The organism is Azospirillum endophyticum (assembly GCF_016595245.1).
Taxonomy (GTDB): domain Bacteria; phylum Pseudomonadota; class Alphaproteobacteria; order Azospirillales; family Azospirillaceae; genus Azospirillum; species Azospirillum endophyticum.
The window spans coordinates 128,132-144,322 of record NZ_JAENHM010000059.1 but is presented as its reverse complement, the minus strand read 5'-3'; the positions used below and the strand labels follow the sequence as shown (position 1 = coordinate 144,322).

The 16,191-nt window shown below is 67.0% G+C and carries 17 protein-coding genes; 7 read left to right on the top strand and 10 right to left on the bottom strand.

The features are described 5' to 3' along the window. The 3 genes from JHL17_RS21295 to JHL17_RS21285 all read right to left on the bottom strand — a co-directional run. On the bottom strand, positions 1-331 hold a 331-nt coding region (locus tag JHL17_RS21295; RefSeq protein ID WP_200196188.1), incomplete at its 3' end, for a hypothetical protein. Positions 332-678: 347 nt separating this feature from the next. Next, positions 679-1,440, bottom strand: a complete 762-nt coding sequence (locus tag JHL17_RS21290) for a hypothetical protein (RefSeq protein WP_200196187.1) — start codon at positions 1,438-1,440, stop codon at positions 679-681. 121 nt (positions 1,441-1,561) lie between these two features. Further along, entirely contained in the window at positions 1,562-2,134 is a 573-nt protein-coding gene (locus tag JHL17_RS21285; RefSeq protein ID WP_200196186.1) for a GNAT family N-acetyltransferase, read from the bottom strand. Between the two features lie 338 nt (positions 2,135-2,472). On the opposite strand from JHL17_RS21285, the gene JHL17_RS21280 reads away from it, so the two are divergent. The 4 genes from JHL17_RS21280 to glyS all read left to right on the top strand — a co-directional run bounded on the left by JHL17_RS21280 (position 2,473) and on the right by glyS (position 6,420). Beyond that, positions 2,473-2,922, top strand: a complete 450-nt coding sequence (locus JHL17_RS21280; protein ID WP_200196185.1) for a hypothetical protein — start codon at positions 2,473-2,475, stop codon at positions 2,920-2,922. Positions 2,923-3,036: 114 nt separating this feature from the next. Beyond that, positions 3,037-3,321, top strand: coding sequence for a hypothetical protein (locus JHL17_RS21275; protein WP_200196183.1), 285 nt, complete (start codon positions 3,037-3,039; stop codon positions 3,319-3,321). A gap of 95 nt (positions 3,322-3,416) precedes the next feature. Next, entirely contained in the window at positions 3,417-4,328 is a 912-nt protein-coding gene (locus JHL17_RS21270; protein WP_200196182.1) for a glycine--tRNA ligase subunit alpha, read from the top strand. Between the two features lie 4 nt (positions 4,329-4,332). Then, positions 4,333-6,420, top strand: coding sequence for a glycine--tRNA ligase subunit beta (gene glyS, locus JHL17_RS21265; RefSeq protein WP_200196181.1), 2,088 nt, complete (start codon positions 4,333-4,335; stop codon positions 6,418-6,420). A gap of 30 nt (positions 6,421-6,450) precedes the next feature. On the opposite strand, the gene JHL17_RS21260 is transcribed toward glyS, so the two are convergent. Both JHL17_RS21260 and JHL17_RS21255 read right to left on the bottom strand, forming a co-directional pair. After that, the gene (locus JHL17_RS21260; protein ID WP_247893714.1) at positions 6,451-7,119 is read right to left on the bottom strand and encodes a chemotaxis protein CheX; all 669 of its coding nucleotides are present in this window, start codon (positions 7,117-7,119) and stop codon (positions 6,451-6,453) included. 5 nt (positions 7,120-7,124) lie between these two features. After that, a complete protein-coding gene (locus tag JHL17_RS21255; protein ID WP_200196179.1) occupies positions 7,125-7,484 on the bottom strand; it encodes a response regulator in 360 nt (119 codons plus the stop codon). Between the two features lie 128 nt (positions 7,485-7,612). Here JHL17_RS21255 and JHL17_RS21250 point away from each other — a divergent pair, with 128 nt between their 5' ends. From JHL17_RS21250 to JHL17_RS21240, 3 genes are all read left to right on the top strand, one after another. Next, positions 7,613-8,113, top strand: coding sequence for a putative toxin-antitoxin system toxin component, PIN family (locus tag JHL17_RS21250; RefSeq protein WP_200196178.1), 501 nt, complete (start codon positions 7,613-7,615; stop codon positions 8,111-8,113). Positions 8,114-8,260: 147 nt separating this feature from the next. Further along, the gene (locus JHL17_RS21245) at positions 8,261-8,719 is read left to right on the top strand and encodes a hypothetical protein (RefSeq protein WP_200196176.1); all 459 of its coding nucleotides are present in this window, start codon (positions 8,261-8,263) and stop codon (positions 8,717-8,719) included. 224 nt (positions 8,720-8,943) lie between these two features. After that, on the top strand, positions 8,944-9,483 hold the full coding sequence (locus JHL17_RS21240) for a DedA family protein (protein WP_425599638.1): 540 nt from the start codon (positions 8,944-8,946) through the stop codon (positions 9,481-9,483). Between the two features lie 73 nt (positions 9,484-9,556). Here the strand turns inward: JHL17_RS21240 and JHL17_RS21235 are convergent, their stop codons facing one another. The 5 genes from JHL17_RS21235 to purQ form a co-directional block, all read right to left on the bottom strand. After that, entirely contained in the window at positions 9,557-10,792 is a 1,236-nt protein-coding gene (locus JHL17_RS21235) for an HD domain-containing phosphohydrolase (protein WP_345773851.1), read from the bottom strand. 102 nt (positions 10,793-10,894) lie between these two features. Continuing rightward, positions 10,895-12,133, bottom strand: coding sequence for an SLC13 family permease (locus JHL17_RS21230; RefSeq protein ID WP_200196171.1), 1,239 nt, complete (start codon positions 12,131-12,133; stop codon positions 10,895-10,897). Between the two features lie 22 nt (positions 12,134-12,155). Further along, complete coding sequence (locus JHL17_RS21225; protein ID WP_200196169.1) at positions 12,156-12,980, bottom strand: MBL fold metallo-hydrolase; 825 nt, start codon at positions 12,978-12,980, stop codon at positions 12,156-12,158. A gap of 192 nt (positions 12,981-13,172) precedes the next feature. Further along, positions 13,173-15,410, bottom strand: coding sequence for a phosphoribosylformylglycinamidine synthase subunit PurL (gene purL / locus JHL17_RS21220; RefSeq protein WP_200196167.1), 2,238 nt, complete (start codon positions 15,408-15,410; stop codon positions 13,173-13,175). After that, on the bottom strand, positions 15,407-16,096 hold the full coding sequence (gene purQ, locus JHL17_RS21215) for a phosphoribosylformylglycinamidine synthase subunit PurQ (RefSeq protein WP_200196165.1): 690 nt from the start codon (positions 16,094-16,096) through the stop codon (positions 15,407-15,409). The genes purL and purQ overlap by 4 nt, the downstream gene beginning before the upstream one ends. Positions 16,097-16,191: the final 95 nt, after the last annotated feature.

Genomic DNA, 16,191 nt, shown 5'->3' with positions numbered 1-16,191 from the left:
CGGCACCAGCAAACGCCGGAGCAGGGGCGCCGGCCGCCGAATGACCAGCCATCCCGGCACCGGCCGCGGACGGGACCGACACGCCGGCCAGAGATACTGCCGACGCGGCATTCGCAATTGATTCAACCGTTGTTCCGACGCCGGTCTCGCCGGACAGGCTGCCGAATGCCTCGGCCGCCGCGGAGCGCACATCTTCAGCAGTCACTCCGGCAAAGCCATTTTGCGCAAGAAGCGCCTGCTTGCCGGCGATGTCCGAAGCGTTCAACTGGTCCCGAAATCCGCCATCGGTGGCGAGACGCTTAATAAGGTCAAGAGCCTGTTCGCTGGCCATTTGGCCCCTCCTGCAACCGGTCTGCCAATTTGATTGTTACTATCGTTGAGCAACAGCTAAACCAATAGCATAGGCAATCGAGCCAGTTTCTACCAAAAACTGACAGCTTCAGGCAAAACGCACATAAATTTAATGTCCGGCCTACCAGCGTATACCAACATGGAAACGACAGCCGAAATGGTCCAGGTGTACGCAAAGACTCGCAATGCAGACCGCTGAAGCGTCTGGGTCTGAAATACTACGCACTGACAAACCGGCTGCTATGAATAAGGAAGGACAAAAAAACGGGCTGATCGGAGTGACGCAGCGTCATTCCAATCAGCCCGTTCACCCAACTATACCTAGGCTCAAGCCGCTTTCTGGTGAGAAGAGGCGGAGATGCGGCTCCAATTCGCCGTGAGCGACTCCATCACACGGCCATCGACCGTTTCGATCGCAGACGCACTGCCAGCAATATGAACGAATGTCGATGTACGGCCGTCGACCGTCTCGATCGCAGACGCGCTGCCCGCGACATACATCGGCGCCAAGGCACGGCCATCGGCCGTCTCGATCGCGGACGCACTGCCCGCGACATACATCGGTGCCAAGGCACGGCCGTCGGCCGTCTCGATCGCGGACGCGCTGCCCGCGACATACATCGGTGCCAAGGCACGGCCGTCGGCCGTCTCGATCGCGGACGCGCTGCCCGCAACATACATCGGCGCCAAGGCACGGCCATCGGCCGTCTCGATCGCGGACGCGCTGCCCGCGACATACATCGGCGCCAAGGCATGGCCGTCGGCCGTCTCGATCGCGGACGCGCTGCCCGCGACATACATCGGCGCCAAGGCATGGCTGTCGGCCGTCTCGATCGCGGACGCGCTGCCCGCGACATACATCGGCGCCATGCCTGCAGTCGGATCAATGGGCTGAGCGGATTCGTCTCGGGTACCGAAAACGCTCGCCCCGGCCTTGCGCATATCGGATGGAGTCAGCGTCCCGAAGCCGCAACGCTGGAGAAGGATGCGCTTCCCCTCTGCGTCGAGCGATTGCAACTGGCGGCGAAAGCTGTGGTCGGTAGCGAGGGACTTCAAAAGATCAAGAGCCGTCGAGTCGGCCATGTTCATCGCCTCCATCATTCATACCGGCCATTTCCGGCGAATATGATGACGATAATGCAAACTTTAAGGACACATCAAGATGGGTTAGTTGCGCGCAGAGAGATTTTCCCAACTTCCCACCACTTGGTTAACGTGCTTGTCTCTGCATCAATCGGATTGCCTGCGTCCGTCCCCCGCCCGTCCACTCCTCTCGGGTCTGACGCCAAAAATCCGCCTCGGCTGGAACCATCGGCTCTGGCAAGAGGCCCGACCCTCTGATCCGGGAACCAAGCCGGCGCGCCACAGCCTGGGACGCCATGTTGTCCGGATGGATCGAATGAACGACCTCGGTCCAGCCAAGCCGGTCGAACACCCAGTCGATGGCCGCGATGGCACCTTCCATCGCATAGCCGCGCCCCCAGCATTCACGTGGCAGGACCCAGCCGACCTCGGTTACCGGCCAGCCTTCCGGCACCCAGGGACCGACTCGTCCCACCCAACGGCCGCTGTCCTTCTCGATCACGGAAAACATGCCAAAACCCTGGATCGCCCAGGCACCGGCCATCCCGACGAACCCCCGCCATGCCACCGAGCGCGATTGCAGACCGCCGATGAAGACCGTTGCCTGAACATCGGTCATCATCGCCGCCCAGGGGTCGAAATCTTCTGCACGGGTGGGCCGAAGGATCAGCCGCTCGGTTTCCAACACCGGCTCATCCATGGCCGACACCGTCGCACGGCGAAAAACACGATGAAGACAGTCGGCGGCTCCCGGGAATATCCTTCTCTGGAAATCTCAGTCCTGCGCGCGACTCAAGGGTGAACGACAACCTCAGGCGCATGACAACCTCATGATAAACAACGCATAGACGAGTCATCATTCACAAGCATCAGCCACCCGTCCAGAGCGAAGTATCGGTACTACCCCCCATCTAAGCGAAACACCCTAGGCGTTCTGGGCTAGAGCGACGGCGTGCCCCGCACCCCATATCATGATGAGCCCACCCGGCCCCGTGGCCGGGCGGACAAGAAAAGCAGACACAAGAACGGAGTACAGCGATGTTGCGGTTTCGGATGGCGATCCTGGCCCTGGCGGCGGTGAGCGGCGCGACCCTGGCCCTCTCAGGCTTCAGCGGCGGGGCCGCAGCCCAGTCCAAGCTGGATCCCTCGGGCAAGCCGGTGTGGGACGAGGGCCACAACCAGCGCCCCACCGCGGCCAGCGACCGCGCGCTGCCGGCCGGCGTGGTGACGCTGCGCACGGCGACCTCCGCCCCCGGCCTGCTCGGCGTCTACGCCCTCAACGGCCTGCCCTTCGACATCGTGCTGAGCCGGGTCGACGCCACCCAATGCGCCAACATCGTGCCAGAGGATTGCGGCCTGCTCGGCACCGACATCCGCGTCGCCACCGGCGCCGAGGTGCTGGTGCGCAGCGTGCGGCAGGCCGACATGACCCGCACCTACGGCGTGGTCCCGGTCTACAGCTGGCGCCCGGCCGTCGCCGCCAAGTAAGGCCTCCGATCGAGCGGGACCGCGGCCCTCCGCGGCGGTCCCGCCATCCTCTATTCCCTTGACTTCCCGTCGCCTGCGGGCTGAATGCCCGGACGATCAGACGGGTTGCCGGCGATGATGTCCTTGTCCAAGATTCTTCTCCTCGCGCTGGTGATCGGCGCCGTGTGGTTCGGCTGGCGCTGGATCAACCGTGTCCAGGAAATCGGCCGCGCCCGTTCCGCCGCCCGCCGGCAGGACGGAGGACGCGATGCCGCCGCCGGCGGTCCGCCGCGCAACTCCGGCGCCTACGCCCCCACGCTGGAGGCGGAGGACATGGAGAAATGTCCGGAATGCGGCGCCTATGTCGCCCCCCGCTCCGCGGTGTCCTGCGGCCGCCCCGCCTGCCCCTACGGCCGCTGACCGCAACGGCGCTCCTGCCGCGCTGCGGCTTGATTTGACGGTGCCACCCGCCTATCGTGCGGCGCGTTTTCAACATTTTTCATTGTGGACCGTCCATGGCCTCCCAGATCGGGACTTCCGACGGCGGAAACTCCGCCGACCGCCGCGGCCTGTCGTTCCAGGCCCTGATCCTCAAGCTCCACCAGTTCTGGTCGGAGCAGGGTTGCCTCATCCTGCAGCCCTACGACATGGAGGTCGGCGCCGGCACCTTCCACCCCGCGACCACGCTGCGCGCGCTGGGTCCCGATCCCTGGAAGGCGGCCTATGTCCAGCCGTCGCGCCGGCCGAAGGACGGCCGCTATGGCGAGAACCCGAACCGCCTGCAGCATTACTACCAGTACCAGGTCATCATGAAGCCGTCGCCGGCCAACCCGCAGGAGCTGTATCTGGACAGCCTGCGCGCGATCGGCATCGACCCGGCGCTGCACGACATCCGCTTCGTCGAGGACGACTGGGAAAGCCCGACGCTGGGCGCCTGGGGCCTGGGCTGGGAAGTGTGGTGCGACGGCATGGAAGTGACGCAGTACACCTATTTCCAGCAGGTCGGCGGCATCGAATGCGACCCCGTCGCGGTCGAGCTGACCTATGGGCTGGAGCGCCTCGCCATGTATGTGCAGGGCGTGGAGAACGTCTACGACCTGGATTTCAACGGCGCCAAGGAAGAGAAGGATCGCGTGAAGTACGGCGACGTCTTCAAGCGCGCCGAGGTCGAATACTCGAAGCATAATTTCGAGTTCGCCAACACCGACATGCTGCTCCAGCATTTCAAGGACGCCGAGGCCGAGTGCCAGGCGCTGGTGGCGCAGAGCCTCGCGCTGCCCGCCTACGACCAGTGCATCAAGGCGTCTCATCTGTTCAACCTGCTGGACGCCCGCGGCGTGATCAGCGTCGTCGAGCGCGCCGCCTATATCGGCCGCGTGCGCGCGCTGGCCAAGGCCTGCTGCGAAGCCTGGACGGGGGCGAAGTAATCCCATGACCGAATTCCTGATCGAATTCTTCTCCGAAGAAATCCCCGCCCGCATGCAGGCGCGGGCCGCCGAGGACCTGAAGCGCCTCGTCACCGACAAGCTGGCGGCCAACGGCCTGACCTTCGCCAAGGCCGACGCCCATTCCACGCCGCGCCGCCTGGCCCTGGTGGTCGATGGGCTGCCGGAGCGCACCGCCGACGTGCGCGAGGAAAAGAAGGGTCCGCGCCTCGGTTCGCCGGAGCAGGCGGTCGCCGGCTTCCTGAAGTCGGCCGGCCTCGACAGCCTCGACCAGTGCGAGCAGCGCGATACCGGCAAGGGCGTCTTCTATTTCGCGGTGACCGAGAAGAAGGGCCGCGAGACCGCCGCGGTGCTGGCGGAGATCATCCCCGCCGCCATGGCCGAGCTGCCCTGGCCGAAGTCGATGCGCTGGGGCACCGGCACCGTGCGCTGGGTCCGTCCGCTGCACTCGATCATCGCCATCTTCGGCGGGCGCGTGCTCGACGGCGGCTATGACATCGGCGGCACCCAGGGCCGCATCGCCTTCGGCAACGCCACCCGCGGCCACCGCTTCCTGGCGCCCGACGCCGTCACGGTCGAGAGCTTCGCCGACTACAAGGAGAAGCTGCGCACCGCCAAGGTCGTGCTCGACCGCGAGGAGCGCAAGGCGAAGATCAAGGCCGACGCCGAGGCGCTGGCCGCCACGCAGGGCCTGACCCTGTCGCCCGACGACGCGTTGCTGGAGGAGGTCGCCGGCCTCGTCGAATGGCCGGTCGTGCTGATGGGCGGCATCGACGAGAGCTTCATGGACGTGCCCTCGGAGGTCCTCATCACCTCCATGCGCACCCACCAGAAGTATTTCGCCGTGCTGGACGCAGAGGGCCGGATGGCCCCGCGCTTCATCGTCGTGGCGAACACCGAGACGCTGGACGGCGGCAAGGCGGTGGTCGCCGGCAACGAGCGCGTGCTGCGTGCCCGCCTGTCCGACGCCAAGTTCTTCTGGGACCAGGACCGCAAGACCAAGCTGGAAGCCCGCGTCCCGGCGCTGGAGAAGATCACCTTCCATGCCAAGCTGGGCACGGTGGCCGAGAAGGTCACCCGGGTGCAGCTGCTGGCTGCCGAGATCGCCCGCGCCATCGGCGCCGACAGCGATGCCGCCAGCCGCGCCGCCCTGCTGTGCAAGGCCGATCTGGTGACCGAGGTGGTCGGCGAGTTCCCCGAGGTCCAGGGGATCATGGGCCGCTACTACGCGCTGGGCCAGGGCGAGAGCGCCGACGTCGCCAACGCGATCGCCGACCATTACAAGCCGGTGGGCCCGTCGGATTCCTGTCCGACCGCGCCGGTCTCTGTCGCGGTGGCGCTCGCCGACAAGATCGACACGCTGGTCGGCTTCTTCGCCATCGACGAGAAGCCGACGGGATCGAAGGATCCCTATGCGCTGCGCCGCGCCGCGCTGGGCGTGATCCGGCTGGTGCTGGAGAACGGGCTGCGGGTGAAGCTGGCGGACGTGTTCTCCGCCGCCCACGGCGCCTACACCGTCGCCGGCTTCGCCCCGGCCGGCAGCGTCGGCGGCGACCTGATGTCCTTCTTCGCCGACCGCCTGAAGGTGGTGCTGCGCGAGCAGGGCGTCCGCCATGATCTGGTCGATGCGGTGTTCGCGCTCGGCGGCGAGGACGACCTGGTCCGGCTGCTGGCCCGCGTGAAGGCCCTGCAGGCCTTCGTCGGCTCCGACGAGGGCGCCAACTTGGCAGCCGCCTACAAGCGCGCCTCCAACATCGTCCGCATCGAGGAGAAGAAGGACGGCGCCGCCTTCGACCAGCCGGTCGATGCCGCCCGTCTGGCCCAGGACGAGGAAAAGGCGCTGTTCGCCGCGCTGAACGAGGCCTCGGCCACCGCCAGGCCACTGCTGGACGCCGAGGACTTCACCGGCACCATGGCGGCGCTGGCGAAGCTGCGCGGCCCGGTGGACGCCTTCTTCGACAAGGTCACGGTGAACGCGGAGGACAAGGACCTGCGCGCCAACCGCCTGCGCCTGCTGACGCAGATCCGCAGGACGCTGAACACGGTGGCCGACTTCTCGAAGATCGAGGGATGATGGAATTGGGGGGCGGTCGCGCCCCCCGTTTCACAACCCCGCCAAGGCCTGCCGGATCGCCTCGCGGAAGGCGTCCAGCGAGGCGATGTCCAGCAAGAACAGCGCATGCCCGCGGGCGTCGCCCGCCGCCAGCGCCATGTCGATGCGCACGAACAGAACCGGGTCGGTGGCGGACCCGATCACTGCCGCCGGCTCGCCGGCGCGATAGCCCGGAACCGTCCCCGACAGTTCACCGCCGATCAGGTTGGACAGGCTGGCGAGGCAGCCGTTCAGGATGATGTTGCCGATCTCGGTCAGCGCATCCTGCTCCATCTCCCCGGGCGCCTCGGCGGCGGGATCGACGGGGATGAGGCGGCCGACCAGGGCCAGCATGCCGCGTTCCGGAAAGATCAGCAGCGCTTCCCCGGTGAAGGGACCGGTGAAGGCGCCGCGTACGGCGCAGACGGGCTGGCCGCCCTCCAGGTCGCCGCCGACCTCGCCGGTGATGCGGGCGCGGGTCGACACCGCGAAGGACGGCACCGACAGATGCACCTCCTCCCCCAGCATCGAGCTGAGCGCGGCGGCCGGCTCGCCCATGCCGATATTGAACAGTTCGGCGATGGCGTCGGCATCGTCGGCGTCGAGGGAGAGCGGGTCCGCCGCCGGCGGGGCGGGCACGGTTTCCGGGGAGACCGGGTCGGGGGATGCGGGGTCGATCATCGGCGTCATTGCCCGGAGGCGGCGAGGAAGTCGCGGATCTTGTCCGAGGTGATCGGCTTGGCGATGAAGCGAATGCCCAGCGACTCGGCCTTGCGCTTCAGCGTGTCCTGGACGTTGGCGGTCAGCAGGCCGATGGGCAGGCCGACGAAACGCTCCTTCAGCCGCTCGGCGAGCGTCAGACCGTCCATGCCCGGCATGTTGTAATCGACGATGGCGGCGACCGGCGCCCCCTCGCCGACCATTTCCAGCGCCTCCTCGCCGCTCGCCGCGGTGACGATGGTCCAGTCGGGTCGCAGAGAGGCGATGACGCTGGAGACCATGTTGCGCGCCAGTCGGCTGTCGTCGACGACGAGGATGCTGGTCATGCCGAAATTTCCGTCCTAAAGGTTCCGTTCACACCTTGCGGGCTTCTTACCGCAAAGCGTCCCGGCTCTCAACAGACGCATAGAACCGCCCCGTCGACTTCAACCGCCAGGCTCCCGCGATATTATCGATGTTCAGCCGTGACCACGCCGTGCCCGATCCGCTTCGCCTTCCGGCTCAGCCGCCGGTGCGGGCCGTGCTCGACACCAACATCCTGGTGGCCTATGCGTTGCTGGGACCCACCGCAGCCCGGCGCCACGACGCGATCCGCCACTGCGTCGACCGGGTGCGCGGGGAGCGAGGCCTCGTCGGCAGCGACGAAACGCTGGCGGAACTGGACGAGGTGCTGATGCGCCCGACCTTCGACCGCTATGCCGCCGCCTCCGATCGCCTTGCCTTCCTAGAGACGATCAGGAGCGAGACGGCGCTGGTGACCCCGGCCGCGGTCGGGCGCCTGTGCCGCGATCCGGAAGACGACATGTTCCTGGCCGCCGCCGTCGGCGGCAGGGTGCCCTGGCTGGTGACGGTCGACCGTCAGCTCCTGTCGGTGCGCCAGGCCGGCGAAACGCGGGTGCTGCGGCCCGAACGGTTCCTGGAAGCTGTGGCCGTCCGTCCTGTCCCACAGGGGTAGCCGGCAGAATCCACTCGACAAACCGATTGCGGTTTCTAGAATGAAAAGGGAACACATCGCAAACTGCGAGTGAACGGGGAATAGCCGCAGCCGCAGCACCGACGACACTGCGGCGGCACTGGCGGAGCGCAGGGGGCATCTGCAGCGATGAGCGTCCAACGGCTTCTGTTCGATGACCTGCCGGAAACCGAACCGGCGCGCAAGCCCCGCCGGCCGCGGGCTGCGGCCACGGGCGCCGTGCCGTCGACCATGGCCGCCCAGGTCGCGGTCGACGTGGTGCGCGAAGCCGCTCCCTTGCCGCGGACGGCGGCGATGGCAGCGACCGTCGCGACCCTGCCGCTCGCGCCTCCGGCTCCCCCGCCCCCTCCTCCGGCCTTCGATCCGGCCGCGCTGTCCAACCCGGAGCTGCGGGCGCTGGTCCAGGCCCTGCCCGACCAACGGCTTGCCCATCTGCTGATCGAGGCCGCGCGCGAACTGAAGCGCCGCGCCGCGCCCGATCGCGGCGATTCGGAGGGCGAGGACGGCGACGGGCCGCAGGAACCCAATCCCGCGCTTCTGCGCGCGGCACGGCAGGCCGTCGGAGAATTGTCGGGCGAGGATTTCTGATCCGCGCCCCTCTCCCAGGGCTACCCCTTAGTCAATAAAGTTTCCGAGACAAACCGCGCGGCTTTATGTCATGATCTGTCCCAGCCCGCGCTTTGGATGCCGCATCGCACAATAAAGCGGCTGTAAAGCGCCACCGGGCTCGCCGAACCCACAAGCGACGTCTCCCGGAGGGGGCTTTGGACTGGATTACTTGGTTGCAGGATTGGGGCAATGCCTTTTACCCGATGGCCTTTGTCTGGGCCTTTTTTGAAGGTGAAACATTTGTAATCTTCGGTGGGATGGGCGCCAAGCTTGGGATCGTCAATCTCTACTGGCTGGTCGGATCGGTGTGGATCGGCAGCTTCCTGGGGGATCAGGTCTGGTTCTGGCTGGGCCGCCGCTGGGGCAAGAAGGCGCTCGCCCGCTTCCCGTCCGCCGACGCCCATGCCTGCCGGGTCCTGAGCTGGCTGGAGAAATACGGCGTCGCCTTCATCCTGGTCTTCCGCTTCCTCTACGGCGTGCGGAACATCGCGTCGGTCGCCATCGGCACGTCGGGCATGCCGTGGTCCCGCTTCCTGTTCTGGAACTTCCTCGCCGCCGGCATCTGGGCCTGGAGCTTCGCCGGGGCCGGTTACCTGTTCGGTGAAGCCGCCGCCGCGATCGGCGAGGACGGCCCGAAGATCCTCCTGCTGAGCGGCTTCGCCATCGGCGGCCTGTGGCTCGCCGTCAAGAGCTTCCGCTGGGTCCGCCGCCGCGCACTCGCCGCGACCAATCCGGCGGAGTGATCCGCCACTACCACCCGTAACGGGGGCGGAAGGCCTTGGCCAAACCGCCCACCCTCGGTGCTGTGTTCCCCCCTCAGGACTTCAGCGCCTCCCGATCCTTCAGCCGCTCCCAGATCGCATCGAAATCCGCATGGCGATCGGCAAACAGGGCGAGCAGGCGTGGATCGAAATGGACCCGGGGGTCCAGACGATCGTCACCGTTCAGCAGGATGTCGACCGTCTTCTCGTGACTGAATGACGGCTTGTAGGGACGGGCGCTGCGCAGGGCGTCGTAGCAGTCGGCGATGGCGACGATGCGGGCGGCGAGCGGGATTTCCTCTCCCTTCAGACCATGCGGATAGCCGGTACCGCCCCATTGCTCGTGGTGATAGAGCGCGATCTCGGCGGCCATCTTCAACCGGTCCGACGCGACCAGGATGTCGTGGCCATATTCCGGATGCCGTTTCATCTCCGCCAGCTCGCGCTCGTCGAGCCGACCCTTCTTGTGCAGCACCGCCTGGTCGACGCTCATCTTGCCGACATCATGCAGGGCGGCGGAAAAGCGGATCTCGCTGCAAAAGGCGCGACTGCAGCCAGCCCAGCCGGCCAGCGCGTAGGAGTATTCGTTGACACGCTGGGTATGGTTGCCGGTGTCCTCGTCATGCACCTCGGCGGCACGGGCCAGCAGATTGACCGATACCATGAAGGCGCGCTCGGTCTCCGCCTGAAGCTCGGCGACGCGCCGGCGCTCCTTGGTCAGCGCACGGTTCCGCTCGGTCAATCGCTCCAGGGTCGCGGCGCGCTCCAGCGCCCGGCCGACGATGTGGTTGACCGGCGCGATCATCTTCTCGTGCTCGGGCAGAAAGGAAGCATGCGGAAGGGCCGGCGCGCCCTCCGCCGGTCGACGGTTGATCAGCTGCACGACGCCGATCGGCCGGTCGCGGAACCCCTTGAGCGCGAAGGCCATGATCGAACGGGAGCGGAAGCCGGTGCGCTGATCGAAGGCGGGGTTGAAGCGGTAAGGCCGTTCCTCCGGAATGGCGTAGGCATTCTCCAGCAGCAGCGTTTCGCCGGTTGCCGCAACATAGCCGACGATGGAAACCTCGCTCACCGGCATCGAAAACAGCGTCGGCTTGGCGCGGATCACGTCGTTTTGCGCGCTGACCGCCTCCAGATGTCGGCTCCGTCCTTGCCCGCGCAGCATGAAGATCGTGCCGGCCTCCGCCCCGGTCAGCTCACGGCATTTGCGCAGCACCCTGTCGCTGAGCGAACGCAGCGACTGGTTCGGCGCACTTTCGATAAATTCAAGAAATTGGCCGACGAGACTCACAGCGCTCCCCCACCCCGGCGCACGATCATCAGTGCACGAATAGACTACCCCATTTGCCATAGCCCGAAGAAGGGGCTTGGAAGGCCGACGATTACGGCATGGTCACCAGCCCATCCAGCCGCCGGCCCACAGCCAGACCGCCGCCACCGCCATCGACAGCAGCGCCATCGGCACGCCGCAGCGGGCATGCTCGACGAAGCCCAGCCGGACACCGGCCGCCGCCGCCCGCTCCGCCACGATGATGTTGGCGAGGCTGCCCGGCAGCAGCAGGTTGCCGGCCAGCGTCGACAGCAGTGCCAAGCCGTAGAGCGCTCCTTGCGGCGGCGATGGCCACGCAGCCAGCAGCAGGATCACCGCCGGCACGTTGCCGATGCTGTTGCTGCCGGCCAGCGACAACGGCAGCATCACCGCCAGCCGGTCGGGAAGCCAGCCCGCCGCCTGCAGATCGCCGACCAGGGCGGCCGGGATGCCGGTCAATCCCAGCGCGTGGTTGATGGCAAAGAGTGCGGCGAACAGCACCAGAAGATGCCAGTCGACCATGCCCAGCATGTCACGGCTGGCCATGCGCCGGCTGATCATCATCACCCCGGCCACCAGCAGCACCGCGTGCTCCTGCGGAATGTCGCGGGTGAACAGGACCAGCAACACCAGCGTCGCCGCCACCGCCTTGCCCAGTTGCCAGCGGTCCAGCTTCGGGGCCGCCTGCCCCACCCCCTCCGGCCCGATCTCCTGCGGCATGCCGAAGCGGCCGCGCCAGACCAGCCAGACGGTGGCATAGGCGATCCCCATCGCCGCCAGAGCCGGGACGCCGCAGACCGCCAGGAAGCGCCAGAAATCGAGATGCCCGACCTGCCCGATCAGGATGTTCTGCGGATTGCCGATCATCGTCGCCGCCGACCCGGCATTGGCCGCCCCCGCCAGCGCGATCAAGTAGGGCCGCGGGTCCAGCTTGCGCGCCATCAGCCCCAGGCACAGCATCGGCGTCATGGCGAAGACCACCACGTCGTTCGCCAGCACCGCCGACAGCCCGCCGGCGACCAGCACGATCACCGCCAGCAGCCGCGCCGGCGATTGCGCCGCCTGCGCCACCTTCAACGCGCACCAGTCGTAGAAACCGCTGCCGGCATATTGCGCCGACAGGATCATCAGCCCCAGCAGGATGAAGATCGTCGGAAAATCGATCGCCGAGATCGCTCCGGCGGTGTCGAGCGCGCCGGTCGCCAGCAGCAGGATCGCCGCGACCAGCGCGATGCCGGTTCGGTCGATGCGCAGGCCGGGAAAGCCGCCCAGCGCCATGCCCAGATAGGTGGCGACGAACAGAACAAGAATGGTTGCAGTCATGATTCCCGATGCGCAGCAAAAGCTAGTCGAGGGAGATGGTGGTTCCCTCGCGCGCGGCAAAGCAATTCTTGAACTCGGCTTTGGCCGCCGCCTCGATCCGTTCCATCGTGGCGTCGTCGTGATCGGGATCGTGGTGGAACAGGCCCAAAGTCTTCACATGGGCCGCACGGGCGATCCGCACCGCTTCCATCCAGGTGGAATGGCCCCAGCCGATCCGCTGCGCCCACTCCTCGTCGGTGTAGGTCGAGTCGTAAAGCAGCAGATCCACCCCATCCACGAGGTTCAGGATGTTGCGGTCGGGATGGTCGGGCACATGTTCGGTATCGGTGACGTAGGCCATGGACCGGCCCTGATATTCGATCCGGTAGCCGGTGGCGCCGTCGGGATGGTTCAGCGCCGCGGTGTGGATGCGCACCCCGCCGTCGAGCTTGAAGCAGTGGCCGGGCGGCACCTCCAGGAAGCTCAGGTCGCCGCCCATCGTGCGCAGCGGCACCGGGAACAGCGGCCGTTCCATCTGGCGTGCCATGACCGATTCGATGTCGGGGCTGCCGGTGAGATGGCCGGAGATCACGCGCAGACTGAAGCCCTTGGTGTAGGCCGGCGCGAAGAAGGGAAAGCCGCTGATATGGTCGAGATGGGTGTGGCTGAGCAGCAGCGTGGCGCCGGTCACCCCTTCGGCCAGCAGCTTGCGGCCCAGCATTCGCAATCCCGTGCCGGCGTCGATGATGATCCGCTGCTTCCCCGCCTGCACTTCGACACAGGACGTGTTGCCGCCGAAACCCAGATGCGAGGCCATCGGGCAGGGAATCGTGCCGCGCACGCCCCAGAAGGTGACTGAAAACCCCATTCCCCCGCCTCCAGGCGCAGCCATGCACCGCTCCAACCCTTTTGGACGGCGAGTTTAGCGCGAATCACCGTTATGTACAGGATGGTCGATGTCGAGCCGGGCCGGCGCAGGAACGGCGCGGTCTCCGGCCAAGAAAACCGAAGGGCCGCTTCACTGGAAGCGGCCCTTCGTCCGGCCCTTGTCGGAGCCTTCTTACAGTTCGGCCGCCATGTAGGACGGCAGCCAAGTCTCGTTGGCGTCACGCAGACGCTTCAGCGAGACGATGTCGCCGCCGCGGCCGGACAGCGACGTGCCGCGGGTCTCGCCCAGCACGGTGACCGGAACGCCGGCCGCCTTGGCCTTCTCCTGCACCGTCGCGGCAACGTCCGGCCGGACGGCCAGGACGTAGCGGCCCTGGTCTTCGCCGAACAGCACGCGCGGGGACGCCCCGTCGAAGCCGGTCAGGTAGGCACCGATGCCACCGGCCAGCGCCATCTCGGCGATGGTGACGATCAGGCCGCCGTCGGCCGCGTCGTGGCTCGACACCACCAGCCCCTCATGGATCAGGCCACGGACGAAATCGCCGTTGCGACGCTCCACCGCGAGATCGACCGGCGGGGGCGCCCCCTCTTCCCGGCCGAGGATCTCGCGCAGGAAGATCGACTGGCCGAGATGGCCCCCATAGGGATTTGCCGTCTCGCCCACCGCGAGGATCACGTCGCCCTCGTTCTTGAAGGCGATGCCGACCGCGATCATCGCGTCCGGCATGATGCCGACGCCGCCAATGGCCGGGGTCGGCAGGATGGCCTCGCCGTTGGTCTCGTTGTAGAGCGAGACGTTGCCCGACACGACCGGAAAGTCCAGCGCCTTGCAGGCCTCGCCGATGCCTTGGACGGCGCCGACGAACTGGCCCATGATCCGCGGCTTCTCGGGGTTGCCGAAGTTCATGTTGTCGGTGATGGCGAGCGGCAGGGCGCCCACCGCCGACAGGTTGCGCCACGCCTCGGCCACCGCCTGCTTGCCGCCCTCGACCGGGTCGGCGAGGCAGTAGCGCGGGGTGCAGTCGGTGGTGATGGCGACCGCCTTGGTCTGGCCCGGCACGCGGACGACCGCGGCGTCGGCCTGACCCGACATGAAGCGGGTGTCGCCGCCGACGAGGCTGTCATACTGCTCCCAGATCCAGCGCTTGGAGGCCAGATCGGGGCAGCCGAACAGCTTGGCCAGCGTGTCGCCCAGATCGGCGGAATAGCCGGCCAGCACGCTGTCGTCGACGTCCGCAGCCTTCGGCGTCGGCTCCCACGGGCGGTTGTATTCCGGGGCGGCGTTGGACACCGGGGCGATCGGCATGTCGCACCAGGTCTCGCCATACATCTTGATGACGAGGTTGCCGGTGTCGGTCAGGTGGCCGATGACGGCGAAGTCCAGCTCCCACTTGTCGAAGATGGCCTTCGCCACCTCCTCGCGGCCGGGCTTCAGGATGATCAGCATGCGCTCCTGGCTTTCGGAGAGCATGATCTCATAGGGCGTCATCGCCTGTTCGCGCATCGGCAGGGTATCGAGCGTCAGCTCGATGCCCAGGCCGCCCTTGCCGGCCATCTCGACCGACGAGGAGGTCAGGCCGGCCGCGCCCATGTCCTGGATGGCGACGATGGCGTCCGTCTCCATCAGCTCCAGGCAGGCTTCGATCAGCAGCTTCTCGGTGAAGGGGTCGCCGACCTGCACGGTCGGGCGCTTCTCCTCCGAATCCTCGGTGAACTCGGCCGAGGCCATGGTGGCGCCGTGGATGCCGTCGCGGCCGGTCTTGGATCCCACATAGACGACCGGGTTGCCGATGCCGGCGGCGGCCGAATAGAAGATCCGGTCGGTCTTGGCGACACCCACGGTCATGGCGTTGACCAGGATGTTGCCGTTGTAGGCCGGATGGAAGTTGGTCTCGCCGCCGACCGTCGGCACGCCGACGCAGTTGCCGTAGCCGCCGATGCCGGCGACCACGCCCGACACCAGATGACGGGTCTTGGGGTGGTCGGGAGAGCCGAAGCGCAGCGCGTTCATATTGGCGATGGGCCGGGCGCCCATGGTGAACACGTCGCGCAGGATACCGCCCACGCCCGTCGCCGCACCCTGGTAGGGTTCGATGTAGGACGGGTGGTTGTGGCTCTCCATCTTGAAGATGACGGCGTCGCCGTCGCCGATGTCGACCACGCCGGCATTCTCGCCGGGACCGCAGATCACCTGCGGGCCGGTGGTCGGCAGAGTCTTCAGCCAGACCTTGGACGACTTGTAGGAGCAATGCTCCGACCACATGACCGAGATGATGCCCAGCTCGGTGAAGGTCGGGGTGCGGCCCAGGATGTCCAGGGCGTTCTGGTATTCCTCGGCCGACAGGCCGAACTCCTTGCCGAGTTCGGCGGTGACCGGACGCTCCTGCGCCTTGGTAGCTTCAGCGCTCACGACAGGGCCTCCACCAGACCTTCGAACATGGGCTTGCCGTCGGTGTTGCCGTGCAGGGCCTCCACCGCGTCCTCGGGGTGCGGCATCAGGCCCAGCACGGTGCGCTTGGCGTTGAAGATGCCGGCGATGTCGGACACCGAGCCGTTCGGGTTGCCGCGCGGATCGGCCCGCGCCTCGTCGCCGACATAGCGAAAGGCAACCTGGCCCTCGCCGTCCAGCCGCTTCACCGTCTCCGCGTCGGTCCAGTAGTTGCCGTCGCCATGGGCGACCGGGTAACGGACGATCTGGCCCTTCGCGTATTTCTTCGTGAAGGGGCTGTCGGTGTTCTCCACCCGCAGATGCTGGACGCGGCAGACGAACTTCAGGGCGCCGTTGCGCATCAGCGCGCCGGGCAGCAGCCCGGCCTCGGTGATGATCTGGAAGCCGTTGCAGACGCCGAGGACGCGGACGCCCTGTTCGGCCCGCGCCTTCACCTCGCGCATGATCGGCGAATGCGCCGCCATGGCGCCGGAGCGCAGGTAATCGCCATAGGAGAAGCCGCCGGGCACGACGATCAGGTCGACCTTGGGCAGTTCGGTGTCGCGGTGCCAGACCAGATGCGGCTTGGTCCCGCTGACGGCCTCCAGCGCGGCGACGGCGTCGCGTTCGCGGTTGGAGCCGGGGAAAACGACGATGGCGGCCTTCATGGGGCGGTCAAAATCCGGCGTCGTGAGGGGGAGGAGTTCGCGCCGGACACTAAAGCCGCCGCCCCGCCAAAGCAAGTGGCGGCCAAAGGGCGGCG

What these genes read in the sequence shown, in the direction of transcription:
- JHL17_RS21270 (WP_200196182.1), top strand. Translation starts at nt 3,417, where the DNA reads ATGGCCTCCCAGATCGGGACTTCCGACGGCGGAAACTCCGCCGACCGC.
- JHL17_RS21280 (WP_200196185.1), top strand. Translation starts at nt 2,473, where the DNA reads ATGTTGCGGTTTCGGATGGCGATCCTGGCCCTGGCGGCGGTGAGCGGC.
- JHL17_RS21240 (WP_425599638.1), top strand. Translation starts at nt 8,944, where the DNA reads ATGGCCTTTGTCTGGGCCTTTTTTGAAGGTGAAACATTTGTAATCTTC.
- purQ (WP_200196165.1), bottom strand. Translation starts at nt 16,096, where the DNA reads ATGAAGGCCGCCATCGTCGTTTTCCCCGGCTCCAACCGCGAACGCGAC.
- JHL17_RS21260 (WP_247893714.1), bottom strand. Translation starts at nt 7,119, where the DNA reads ATGATCGACCCCGCATCCCCCGACCCGGTCTCCCCGGAAACCGTGCCC.
- JHL17_RS21245 (WP_200196176.1), top strand. Translation starts at nt 8,261, where the DNA reads ATGAGCGTCCAACGGCTTCTGTTCGATGACCTGCCGGAAACCGAACCG.
- JHL17_RS21290 (WP_200196187.1), bottom strand. Translation starts at nt 1,440, where the DNA reads ATGAACATGGCCGACTCGACGGCTCTTGATCTTTTGAAGTCCCTCGCT.
- JHL17_RS21225 (WP_200196169.1), bottom strand. Translation starts at nt 12,980, where the DNA reads ATGGGGTTTTCAGTCACCTTCTGGGGCGTGCGCGGCACGATTCCCTGC.
- JHL17_RS21285 (WP_200196186.1), bottom strand. Translation starts at nt 2,134, where the DNA reads ATGGATGAGCCGGTGTTGGAAACCGAGCGGCTGATCCTTCGGCCCACC.
- JHL17_RS21275 (WP_200196183.1), top strand. Translation starts at nt 3,037, where the DNA reads ATGATGTCCTTGTCCAAGATTCTTCTCCTCGCGCTGGTGATCGGCGCC.
- JHL17_RS21255 (WP_200196179.1), bottom strand. Translation starts at nt 7,484, where the DNA reads ATGACCAGCATCCTCGTCGTCGACGACAGCCGACTGGCGCGCAACATG.
- JHL17_RS21230 (WP_200196171.1), bottom strand. Translation starts at nt 12,133, where the DNA reads ATGACTGCAACCATTCTTGTTCTGTTCGTCGCCACCTATCTGGGCATG.
- glyS (WP_200196181.1), top strand. Translation starts at nt 4,333, where the DNA reads ATGACCGAATTCCTGATCGAATTCTTCTCCGAAGAAATCCCCGCCCGC.
- JHL17_RS21250 (WP_200196178.1), top strand. Translation starts at nt 7,613, where the DNA reads ATGTTCAGCCGTGACCACGCCGTGCCCGATCCGCTTCGCCTTCCGGCT.